The sequence below is a fragment of the Paraburkholderia lebeckiae genome, from assembly GCF_050436225.1.
Taxonomy (GTDB): Bacteria; Pseudomonadota; Gammaproteobacteria; order Burkholderiales; family Burkholderiaceae; genus Paraburkholderia; species Paraburkholderia tuberum.
On sequence record NZ_JBNDLU010000001.1, the window covers coordinates 1450436 to 1461786 of the forward strand.

At 63.6% G+C, this 11351-nt stretch carries 7 protein-coding genes; 3 read left to right on the forward strand and 4 right to left on the reverse strand.

Going from position 1 to position 11351, the window contains the following annotated elements; all coding sequences use genetic code 11:
* Positions 1 to 34: 34 nt before the first annotated feature.
* A complete protein-coding gene (locus OKW45_RS06835) occupies positions 35 to 220 on the reverse strand; it encodes a hypothetical protein (RefSeq protein WP_162634108.1) in 186 nt (61 codons plus the stop codon).
* On the opposite strand from OKW45_RS06835, the gene OKW45_RS06840 reads away from it, so the two are divergent.
* Positions 219 to 4040 carry an autotransporter outer membrane beta-barrel domain-containing protein gene (locus OKW45_RS06840; protein WP_429466758.1) on the forward strand — a complete coding sequence of 1274 codons (3822 nt, stop codon included), beginning with the start codon at positions 219 to 221 and terminating at the stop codon, positions 4038 to 4040. The two genes, OKW45_RS06835 and OKW45_RS06840, sit on opposite strands and share 2 nt — an antisense overlap.
* 295 nt (positions 4041 to 4335) lie before the next feature.
* Here the strand turns inward: OKW45_RS06840 and OKW45_RS06845 are convergent, their stop codons facing one another.
* Positions 4336 to 5484 (reverse strand): WD40/YVTN/BNR-like repeat-containing protein, encoded by a 1149-nt coding sequence (locus OKW45_RS06845; protein WP_018425173.1) that lies wholly within the window; start codon positions 5482 to 5484, stop codon positions 4336 to 4338.
* An 83-nt stretch (positions 5485 to 5567) separates the two neighbouring features.
* Positions 5568 to 5837 carry a MoaD/ThiS family protein gene (locus tag OKW45_RS06850; protein WP_018425174.1) on the reverse strand — a complete coding sequence of 90 codons (270 nt, stop codon included), beginning with the start codon at positions 5835 to 5837 and terminating at the stop codon, positions 5568 to 5570.
* A gap of 440 nt (positions 5838 to 6277) precedes the next feature.
* Here OKW45_RS06850 and OKW45_RS06855 point away from each other — a divergent pair, with 440 nt between their 5' ends.
* Positions 6278 to 9292 (forward strand): autotransporter family protein, encoded by a 3015-nt coding sequence (locus OKW45_RS06855; RefSeq protein WP_429466760.1) that lies wholly within the window; start codon positions 6278 to 6280, stop codon positions 9290 to 9292.
* A 521-nt stretch (positions 9293 to 9813) separates the two neighbouring features.
* Positions 9814 to 10875 (forward strand): DMT family transporter, encoded by a 1062-nt coding sequence (locus OKW45_RS06860; protein WP_429466762.1) that lies wholly within the window; start codon positions 9814 to 9816, stop codon positions 10873 to 10875.
* Here OKW45_RS06860 and OKW45_RS06865 read toward each other — a convergent pair.
* Positions 10872 to 11330: a ferritin-like domain-containing protein gene (locus tag OKW45_RS06865; protein WP_018425186.1), complete on the reverse strand. Its 459-nt coding sequence runs from the start codon at positions 11328 to 11330 to the stop codon at positions 10872 to 10874. The genes OKW45_RS06860 and OKW45_RS06865 overlap by 4 nt on opposite strands.
* Positions 11331 to 11351 lie beyond the last annotated feature (21 nt).

Consider the following 11351-nt stretch of genomic DNA (forward strand, 5'->3'; position numbering starts at 1 on the left):
CCAAAATCAACGTCGATGGGTCGGTCTTCCGAAGTCAAGCTCGCTTGACCTGGCAAACGTCCACCGGCAGGTAACGGAGGGTCGTCGTGGCGGCAAGATCGATGCACCGCGCATCGTTAAGCACGTTGGCCGGCAGCGCGCGCGGTCGATTGACGATTCCGCTGACGACGCGGCACCAGCGACTCAACTCTTTTTGCATCCTCCATGCCATCTGGCTCATGGGCCTGTCACCCGTGCCGGCATTGGCGCAGACGGTGACCGAACGGCCCAATCTCTCCGGGAGCGAAACGATCGACACTCCCGCCAACAACGTCCTGTTCGTTGGCACCGATAACACGAGCACCAGCTTCTCCGGCACGATCAACAATGCTGGCGTTGCGAGCGATCCAACGTCGCAGCAAGGCCAGTTTGTCAAAACGGGAGGCGGAACACTTACGCTCGACGGCGCAAGGATCCGGGGGGGCTCCGCATTCGTGATTGGCGGTGGACTGGCGGTGACGAGCAGCGACGCCGCCATCGACTATCTTTCGCTGGGCTTGGGCAATGCCCCAACTCTTCCCGGATCGACGTCGTCTGGCACGTTGAACGTGAGCGGCGGCACGCTCACGTTCAACTCCGCGCTCCAGGTCGGCGACTTCGGCGGCACGGGCACGGTTACGCAGACTGCGGGCAACGTCGTCTTCGGTATGCCGGGCACGCCGGTGTCGCTGAACATCGGCAACCAGGGCGGTACGGGCACCTACAACCTGGCGGGCGGAACGGTCACATTCGGCAACAGCACCACCGACTTCATGACGCTCGGCCGCAATACGCAAGGCAGCCCGAGCAGCGGCACGCTCAATCTGAGCGGCGGCACCTTCAACGTGGCTAATGGGACGCTGTTCATCGGCTCGAACGTCGCGTCCTCGGGTAGCCAGGGCACCGGTACGATCAACCAGACCGGCGGTACCCTTGCAATCGGCAGCGCGTCGAGACTGTTCCTCGCGGCGGCCGGCAACGGCACGTATAACCTGTCGGGCGGCACACTGCAGATTGGCGGGAGTTCGCTGTTCGGCGACTTCAACAATCTGGGTGGCACCTATGCATTCAATCTCGGTGGAGGAACGATACAGGTGGTGGGTTCGGCGCTGAGCGCAGGCGTCAACGCAACGCTGGTCGGAGGCACGACGTCGACCATCGACACCAACGGCATGGGCGCGACATGGTCCGGCGTGCTCTCCGGAAGCGGGGCACTGGCCAAGGCCGGCAACGGCGTGCTCACGCTGACCAATGCGAATACCTATACCGGCATGACGACCATCTCTGCTGGCACGCTGGCGCTGACGGGAAGCGGCAGCCTCAATTTGACCGGCGGGATGTTAAACAACGGCACCTTCGATATTTCGGGCGTCACAACCACTCCGATTCCGGGGGTCGCGACGGGCGTCGTGCCGCTGCCGAACCTGTCGGGCAGCGGCACCGTGATCGACGGCACGAACATACTGGTGGTTGGCAGCGATAACACGAGCACCAGTTTCTCCGGCACGGTCATCAATGCCGGCACGGCGAGCGACGCGCTGCACGGCATCTTCGTCAAGACTGGCGCAGGGACGTTCATGATCAACGGTGCGCGGATTCAGGGCGGCTCGGCTTTTGTGGTGGGCGGTGGACTAGCGGTCTCCAGCGGCAGCACCGCGATCGACTATCTTTCGCTGGGCCTCGGCAATACCCTGGCGACGCAGGTCCCCGGATCGACGTCGTCTGGCACGTTGAACGTGAGCGGCGGCACGCTCACGTTCAACTCCGCGCTCCAGGTCGGCGACTTCGGCGGCACGGGCACGGTTACGCAGACCGCGGGCCACGTCGTCTTCGGTATGCCGGGCACGCCGGTGTCGCTGAACATCGGCAACCAGGGCGGTACGGGCACCTACAACCTGGCGGGCGGAACGGTCACATTCGGCAACAGCACCACCGACTTCATGACGCTCGGCCGCAATACGCAAGGCAGTCCGAGCAGCGGCACGCTCAACCTGAGCGGCGGCACCTTCAATGTGGCCAGTGGGACGCTGTTCATCGGCTCGAACGTCACGTCCACGGGTAGCCAGGGCACCGGTACGATCAACCAGACCGGCGGTACCCTTGCAATCGGCAGCGCGTCGAGACTGTTCCTCGCGGCGGCCGGCAACGGCACGTATAACCTGTCGGGCGGCACACTGCAGATTGGCGGGAGTTCGCTGTTCGGCGACTTCAACAATCTGGGTGGCACCTATGCATTCAATCTCGGTGGAGGAACGATACAGGTGGTGGGTTCGGCGCTGAGCGCAGGCGTCAACGCAACGCTGGTCGGAGGCACGACGTCGACCATCGACACCAACGGCATGGGCGCGACATGGTCCGGCGTGCTCTCCGGAAGCGGGGCACTGGCCAAGGCCGGCAACGGCGTGCTCACGTTATCCGGCCAGAACACCTTTACCGGTCCGACCAACGTTCGCAATGGCGTGCTCAATCTGACCGGCTCGTTGCAGTCGCCGGTCCATGTGGAGGCGAACGGAACCCTGGGCGGTACAGGAACGGACTTGAACACCGTCACTAATGCCGGAACGGTTGAGCCGGGCTTCGGGCTCCCGGCAGGGCAATTCGGTGCGATGACTGTCAAAAATTTCGTGGGTGCCGGCGGCACGCTCGCGCTGCGGACGTTCCTCGGTCTGGATGGCTCGCCGTCGGACAGACTCATCATCAACGGCGGCAGCGCCGACCCTTCAGCCGTACGCATCACGAACGCAGGCGGCTCCGGTGGGTTGACGACAGGGAACGGCATTCTCGTCGTCGAGACAACCAACGGTGGCACCACGGCGTCGGACGCCTTTATGCTCGTCGGCGAGGCGCGCGGTGGCGCCGAAGACTATCGTTTGTTTCGCGGTGGCCTCAACAGCAGCAATCCCGAGGACTGGTTTCTGCGCTCGTCGTTCGTCGTGCCGCCCCCACCGGAGGGAGGCGAAGAGGAACCGGGAACTGGACCTGGCACCGAGCCCCCACCGGATCCGCTGCCGCCAGGCGTCTACCCGATCATCGGGCCGGAACTGGCCACCTATGGCGTAGTTCAACCGGTCGCCCGGCAGATGGGTGTCGAGATGCTCGGGACGCTCCATGAGCGCATCGGCGACAGGCTCACGACGGCGAGCGGCGGCGCGGGCGGCTCGGGCTGGGCAAGCTCCGCCTGGGGACGCGTGTTCGGCGGCCAGATCGACAACCGCTACGGGGCTTACGCCGATCCGCGCGTGAGCGGCGGAGTCGGAGGCGTGCAGACCGGTCTCGACATATGGCGTGGAAGCGTCTGGCCCGGTCATCGCGACGCTGCGGGCGTCTACTTTGCATACGGCTACGGCAGTGCAGATGTCGACGGCCTGGTCACCAACGCAACGGCAACCGGATACACGCTGGAGCACACCGGCTCAATGCATCTGAATGCATATACAGGCGGAGGCTACTGGACGCACTACGGCCCCAGTGGCTGGTATGTCGATGCGGTTGTGCAGGGTACGCACTACGACGGCGCCGCGACCACTCAGTTTGCGAATCTGCCGGTCCGGGGTACGGGCTTCGCGACATCACTCGAGGGGGGCTATCCGATCCCGCTGCCGCTCGGCCCGGGTTTCGAGCTGGAGCCGCAGGCGCAGATCATCTGGCAGCACGTGTCGTTCTCCGACGCGAACGATGGTCTGGGTGAAGTCTCCCTCGGCTCCACTTCGGGCGCGAGTGGCCGCCTCGGCGTGCGCGGGAAGTGGACCATCGAAGGCAGCCAGGGAGCGGTGTGGCAGCCGTATGTGCGTGCCAACCTGTGGCGGGATTTCAATGCCCAGGCCACCACGACCTTCGCCAATGACCGGGTGCCGCTGAATGTGCAGGCCACGCGACTGGAGCTCGCCGGCGGCGTCACCGCCAGGATCAAGGAGCGGCTGAACCTTTACGGACAGTTCGGCTACCAGTTCGCTGTGAGTGGAGACAGCAATGTCCGCCGTAGTGGCGTCGAGGGCGATCTCGGCGTGCGCTACCAATGGTAGGGCCTCTAAACGTGCAAGGTGTCCTGCATCCCGACCTTCCTGATCGTAGAGCATCAAAAGCGGCCTCAGGATGCGGAAGCCATCGACCGCCAGCAACGGGGGGCGTGCTGCCGATCGATGCCATGCGGTGTGCAAGCTGTGTGTGCAAATCGCGTGAGGCGGCGACCGGCCATGAAGGTCATTCTTCAGAATCATTCTCTGGACGTACAGGGGGCGGCTCCGCACCGGCAAACGGCCGTTCGATTGGCGAAAATGAGCTGCGTCCTCCGCCAAAAGCTGTCTCTCGCCCCTGCCCTCATCCAAACCGAACACAATAAGCAGGCGGCAAATGCGCTGAAATCAAATGCCAGCTTTCGCCGCCGTCGTCGGACGTCCATAGCGCGCCGGTGGTCGACGCCATTGCGAGGCGCGTGCCGGAGTCGTCTACAGCGAGCCCGTGCCGATACACGAGGTCATACGCCGGTGCAGGCGGCAACCCGTTCGAGAAACGCTCGAACGTGCGGCCGCCGTCGCGTGTGCGCGTGACGACGAACTGGCCGTCCACCGGGATCCGGCACTGGTCTTTCACGGCGGGCACAAACCACGCGGTGTCCGGCTCGCGCGGATGCACGGCAACCGCGAAGCCGAAGCTCGATGGCTGCGCTTCGATCCGCTGCCAGTGCGCCGCGCCGTCGGTCGAGCGGAAGATAGCGCAGTGATGCTGCGTCCACAGCGCTTCTGGATTTGCGGCGCATTGCACCACGCGGTGCGGGTCTTGCACGTTGGCATCGCCGCGCCGCTCCGGCGGCATGTAGTCGGCCTCCATGCCTTCGGCACTAACGCGCCAGGTCGCGCCGCCGTCGGCGGTTTGCCAGACGCCGCCACACGACACGCCGATCGTCACGTGCCGGCTGTCGCGCGGATCGACCATCACGGAATGGATGCCCGGCGCGTCGTAGCCGCCTCCGAACCATTCTCGGCGCTCCGGGCGATCCCACAGCGCCCGGTTGAGCAGCCATGTGTCGCCGCCGTCGTCGGAACGGAAGAGCCCGCCGGGAATCGTGCCGGCCCACAGGACGCCCGGCTCGTCCGGGCCGCCGGTTTCGAGCGACCAGATTTGCTGGAGCGTCCAGGGAGGAGCCGGCGGGCTGGGCACGGCGGCGCTCGCATTGTCCGCGCTCGTGTCCGCGCCGTCACCGGTATGCGTCTCGTCGGCCGGCTGCGGCGGGTAGACGGGGACCGCGCACTCTTCCCAATCCTCTATGCCCGCGCGCCGGCGATGCAGCTTCACGCCGAAGTGGCCGAGATTGAGCGCGGCATACAGCGAACCGTCGCGCGGATCAGGCAGCACCATGCTCACCGGCTCGCCGACGAAATACGGCTCACCGAGCGTCCAGCCGCCCTCGCCGTCGGCTTGCAGAACGAACAATCCCTTGCGGGTTGCAACAAGCAATCGATCGCTCATGTGAGGTGTCTCCTGTCGACCAGAGTTGGCGCTTTAGCGCTTACTCTGGTCCCATGCAAAGCTCGAGTAAGAGTGGAACCTTCTTATCCGCCCGACAACGCCTGTATGACGTAAACGCGGCTTTCCTCGCCGAGCGCATCGGCCAAATGTTGTCGGTCGCGCACCGGCCGGCCGTCGACAAACACGGCGAGATGCCTTCGCAGTGAGCCCTGATCGTCAAGGATGTAGCCGCGCAGTCGAGGTTGCTCGGCGAAGACGGCCGCCAGTGCTTCACCGAGCGTGCGCGCGTCGATCTCGCGCTCGGGCGTTGCGATATGCCGTTGAATCGAAGCAGCGAAGAAGATGTGCGCCATGGCGGGGTAGCCGAGCGGGAATGGCCTGTTCGTCGATTCTGCAGTTTAGACGATCCGCAGGGTGCTTCGGGGCATCGCCATACAACAGACGACAGGTTGCGCCTCCGAAGCGGCCGTTGCGGTGTCGCGAGTCCGAAAGGCGGCTCGGGGTCGCGGGCCGCCGATCGTGACCACGAACGTTTCGGCTGAGCATGCCCGTTGCATGAGGCGGCACGCGGCCACATCCGGTCGTTCAAGCCATATCGCGCAATGACATTCAAGCGTCCGGGGACAGCTCTTAGCGAACCTGGAGCTGCGCCCAGCGTTGAATACTACTGGCGCGTGCAGCCAATTTCATTCGCTTGTCTGATCATTCGGTACTACAACAACAGAAGTAAGCGCAAGCGGCTTGCTTCCGCGACTTCAATACTTGCCGTGTCAATCTCTAGAGGGGGCACGCAATGCAGATAGAGGGATGCACGAAAGCGGCGCAATCCTGGCCATCGCTGACCGAGCACAGCGTCACGGTCCCAATGACCAGGCCCAATGCAGATTGCTGGCACGGCAAGTTCCGCCAACTCATGCAACGCGGTCCGATTGCCGCAGCAGCGTCGCCGAACCATTCATTTCCATTTCAGCGTCCGTCCACATTGGGCAGCCAGGCATTCAGGTCAGGCGCACCGCCGTCTGCCTTCGACAACTTCCTGTATCACCCGGCAAAGATAATGCGGGTGGGGATGGCAAACCCCGACGCGTCAGACGAAGGCGCACCGAAAAGCGCTCTAACAACGTTCCGGCTTGTAGTTTTCCCCCTTCTGGCTGCCCTGGGCGCTACCGGCGCTGCCGATCTCGTTCATGCACAGTCAATAACGACCACGGGCAACGTGACCCCCACGGCGCAATTGCCGTCTACCTCGATCATCACGGGCCCCGTCCAGGTGCCCGCGGCCGTTGGCGTCGGCAACGGCACAAACGGCAGTCTTACCATCGAAGGCGGCGCAAGCGTCACATCCAACACCGGGTCCGTCGACAGAAACATATGGGGCGTGGGTGCCGGAAACATGGCCACGGTGATCGTGACCGGTCCGGGGTCGACTTTTACGAGTTCGCCGGCCAACGCCAGCAATCTGGAGCTCGGTCAGAACGGGGGGATGGGCAATCTCACCATCGAGAACAGCGGGACAGTCAACGCACCATTTCTGCGCGTTGGTTCCGGCGTCAACGGGCCGCCCGACACCACCGGCGGCACGGGCTTCATCGCGATCACCAGCGGCGGAGCGCTCAATATCACGGGGAGCCCCTTTGCCACCGCCGATCAGATCGGCTGGCTTTCCAACTCCGTAGGTACGGTGACGGTAAACGGCACTGGCGGCGGGGCCACTTATACCAGCGGCCCTCAGATCAGTGTCGGCTGGGCGGGGGTGGGCACTCTGAACATCATCAATGGCGGACTGACTACGGCCAACGGCGGAATGGACGTCGCAGTTCTGGCCAACAGCACGGGCACCGTCAATGTGAATGGCGGCGGCACACTGGCGACGACGTTCCTGACAGCCGGTTGCGATCCGGTTCGCATCGGCCAGCAGGGATGCACCAGCGTCCAGAAGGGCAATGCACAGCTTAATTTCAACGATGGCACCTTGCGTGCGCTGACGAGCAATTCAGGCTTCCTCACTGCCTTTTCCGGCACAGAACTCAACATCATGGCGGGCGGCCTGAGCATCGACAGTCAAGGCTTCACGGTCGCCACCGATACCACCTCGGCCTTCACCGGCGCGGGCGGGCTGACCAAGATCGGCAGCGGCACGTTCATTACGAATGCAGCCAACAGTTACAGCGGTGTGACTACGGTGACGGGCGGCACGCTTGCAGCGGGCGCGGTCGATGTCTTCAGTCCGAATTCCGCGACCGTGGTCAATCCTGGCGGAACGCTCGCCCTGCAAAGCTTCAACCAGACGCTCCCCAGCCTTTCGAACGCGGGCGCGGTCGTGCTCCCGGCAATTGCGGGTGAATCCAGTCCAGCCACGACGCTGACCGTCAACGGTAGCTACTCCGGTAGTGGCGGCCACCTCGTGCTCAACAGTTTTCTTGGCGGCGACGGCTCTGCGTCCGATAAGTTGATTACTGGCTCGGCCTCAGGCACCACGAGTATTTTCGTCAACAATGTCGGTGGACCGGGCGCGTCGACCCCGGGCAACGGCATCCTCGTAGTGCAGCAAGCAAGCGCGGTGACACCCGGTGTTTTTGACCTTGATAACCCGGAGCTGCGCGCGGGCCTGTTCGATTATCGCCTGTACCCGGGGGGCCGCAACGGTACGGACCCCACCAGCTGGTTCCTGCGGTCGTCCTTCATCGTGCCACCGCCACCTGGACCACCACCCGAGCCTCCAGGACCACCTGGACCACCTCAACCGCCGGGGCCGGAGGAGAACGTCGGCACCGAACCGCCGCCTCAACCTTCACCGCCGGGCGTGTGGCCCATCATTGGACCGGAGCTCGCGACCTACGGCGTCGTCCAGCCCATCGCCCGCCAGATGGGCCTGACGATGCTCGGCACGCTGCATGAGCGCATCGGCGACACGCTTACGGCCGCCGGTGGCGGCACGGACGGTTCGGGCTGGGCGCAGTCCGCCTGGGGCCGTGTGTTCGGTCAGCAGGTCGATAACCACTATCAGGCGTTCGCCGATCCACGTGCGAGCGGTTGGGTCGGGGGGCTGCAGACTGGCCTCGACCTGTGGCGCGGCAGCATCTGGCCGGGCCATCGCGACACCGCTGGCGTGTACTTCGCCTATGGCTATGGCAATGTCGATGTCGACGGTCTCGTCACCAACGCGGCGGCCACCGGCTACGTCCTTGAGCACACCGGTTCGATGCACCTGAATGCGTATTCGGGCGGTGGCTACTGGACGCATTACGGCCCGAGCGGCTGGTATCTCGATGCGGTGCTGCAGGGCACGTACTACGACGGCAACGCGGGTACGCAGTACGCCAGCCTGCCGCTGCGCGGCTCGGGCTTTGTGACCTCGCTTGAAGGGGGCTATCCGGTGCGGTTGCCTCTAGGGCCTGGCTTCGTGCTCGAGCCGCAGGCGCAGATCATCTGGCAGCACGTATCGTTCAGCGATGAGAACGACGGCCTGGGGCCGGTTGCGCTGGGCTCGACTTCGGGCGCCACCGGGCGGCTCGGCCTGCGAGGGCGGTGGACCATCGAGGGCAGCAACGGTGCCGTATGGCAGCCGTATGTGCGGGCGAACCTGTGGCGGGACTGGGGCGCGCAGGCGAGCACGGCCTTCGGCACCGACCCGGTGCCACTGAACGTGCAGGCCACGCGCGTGGAGTTCGCCGGGGGTGTCGCCGTGAAGATCAAGGAGCGTTTGAGCCTGTACGGCCAGTTCGGCTATCAGTTTGCCGTGAGTGGAGACAGCAACGTCCGCCGCAACGGCGTCCTCGGAGATCTCGGCGTGCGCTACAGCTGGTAGGCATCGCGGTGCGGAACGGCGTAGTCAGGGCCTTTTGCTTGTTCGATCGCTTGCCAATGCTGCGCGAAATTGCGTCGCTGCAACGTTCCCGCAGCATGGAGTGTGACGATAAAACCATTCAGCAGTAAGCACTGCCGCGACCAGAGCAACGGTGCAAAAGGCCACGTCAGCTAACGGCCGTTCCAGTATCAAAAGCGGCCGTTGTTTGTGTCTTTGATCGAACGGCAGAGATGGGTCGAGATGGACTGTGTGAAAACGCAAAAGTACTCAGTTTTCGGGTGTCGCTTTACCCTTGGCAAGTTGCTGCCAGCCATACGGCGCGGTCTGAACGGTCGGCTTTTCCCAACGCCGCACTGAGTGTGCGTTTCCACACTGCCTCGGCCACTTCATTCAGGAGTCTTGGCTACATCGGTGACAATCCGTCTACAAGTTAACTTTTTGCTGCGCTCGGCGAATTTCGTCCGTCACCCCAGCGATGGTCTGTAATCTGTCCCTTCTGCTGCGGACAAGAGGTTGGAGTTGTGAGATCAGGATACGGCGCGATATTCACCGCCTTAATCGCCGCGGCGCTGTTCGGTGCCGCGACGCCGTTGGCCAAGTCGCTGCTCGGCTCAGTCAACCCCTTCATGCTCGCAGGGCTGTTTTATCTCGGTAGCGGCCTGGGGCTTGGCGTCGGCATCGCGTGGCGTGCCTTTCGATCGCGCGGGCTTCAGTCCGCCGCGGACCACCGCATCACCAAAGGCGAGTTGCCTTGGCTGATCGGGGCGATAGCGATGGGTGGCGTCGCCGGCCCCGCATTGCTGATGCTGGGCCTGTCCACCACACCAGCGGCAACGAGTTCGTTATTGCTCAACCTTGAGGGTGTGTTGACCGCAGTGATTGCCTGGGTGGTCTTCCAGGAAAATGTCGACATTCAGGTTTTTCTCGGGATGGTGGCGATCGTTGCGGGCGGCGTGCTTCTGTCGTGGCATCCCGGACAGTCAGGCGTGCCGGTGGGTGCGTTACTGATCGTCGGCGCATGTCTGTGCTGGGCAATCGACAACAACCTGACGCGCAAGGTCTCGGCGAACGACGCGATGGTGATCGCGTGTCTCAAAGGGATGGTGGCCGGTCCCGTGAATCTCGGCATTGCGATCGCGGCGGGCGCTTCGCTTCCGTCAGCAGGAACCATGGCGGCAGCGATGCTGACCGGGCTTGGCGGTTACGGTATCAGCCTCGTGCTGTTCGTTGTTGCACTTCGCCATCTCGGTACGGCGCGTACAGGCGCGTACTTTTCCGTCGCGCCGCTTTTCGGTGTCATGCTTTCGCTGATCATATGGCCCGCGCTACCCGATCTGTCTTTCTGGATTGCCGCCGCCCTGATGGCGCTGGGCATCTGGCTACATGTGCGCGAGCGGCATCAGCATGAGCACAGCCATGAGTTACTTCAACACGCGCACCGGCATCTCCATGACGAGCACCATCAGCATGCGCATGATTTTCCTTATGCCGGTGAGGAGCCGCACACGCACCCCCACGTGCATCTGCCTATTACACATTCGCACGCGCATTTCCCCGATATCCATCATCGGCATCAGCACTAGCTGTCCTCCGAGGTCGTCATTTCCCCAGGGCGGCGCAGCATCTTGTCGACTTCTCCCGCGTGCATCTCCTCGACGTGGATCATCTGACGGGCGAACTCCTCGAGTGCAACCGAGCGGTCCTCGACGAGCGCCAGCAGGTCGCGATACAACTGCAACGCAAGATTCTCGGCTTGCAGCGACTCGCGGAGGATCGAAGAGATATCGAAGGTGTGCGAGTCGAGCAGAGGACCGATCGCAAGCGACGGATAGGCGCCCAGAGTCGTGATCCATTCGCCGGCCTGCTGTGCGTGCAACAACGATTCATCGGCCTGCGCGCGCAACCACGACCTGATCGGAATGCGTCCGAATCCGAAAACAAGGAACGAATAGTGCGTATATCGGACGACGCCGGCCAACTCGGATTCGAGAATCCGGTTCAGCACCGCAACAACGTCTTCCTTATTGATCTCGGCCATTTGAAGTCTCCTTTCATGGCG

What these genes read in the sequence shown, in the direction of transcription:
- OKW45_RS06840 (WP_429466758.1), top strand. Translation starts at nt 219, where the DNA reads ATGGGCCTGTCACCCGTGCCGGCATTGGCGCAGACGGTGACCGAACGG.
- OKW45_RS06835 (WP_162634108.1), bottom strand. Translation starts at nt 220, where the DNA reads ATGAGCCAGATGGCATGGAGGATGCAAAAAGAGTTGAGTCGCTGGTGC.
- OKW45_RS06845 (WP_018425173.1), bottom strand. Translation starts at nt 5,484, where the DNA reads ATGAGCGATCGATTGCTTGTTGCAACCCGCAAGGGATTGTTCGTTCTG.
- OKW45_RS06850 (WP_018425174.1), bottom strand. Translation starts at nt 5,837, where the DNA reads ATGGCGCACATCTTCTTCGCTGCTTCGATTCAACGGCATATCGCAACG.
- OKW45_RS06855 (WP_429466760.1), top strand. Translation starts at nt 6,278, where the DNA reads ATGCAGATAGAGGGATGCACGAAAGCGGCGCAATCCTGGCCATCGCTG.
- OKW45_RS06865 (WP_018425186.1), bottom strand. Translation starts at nt 11,330, where the DNA reads ATGGCCGAGATCAATAAGGAAGACGTTGTTGCGGTGCTGAACCGGATT.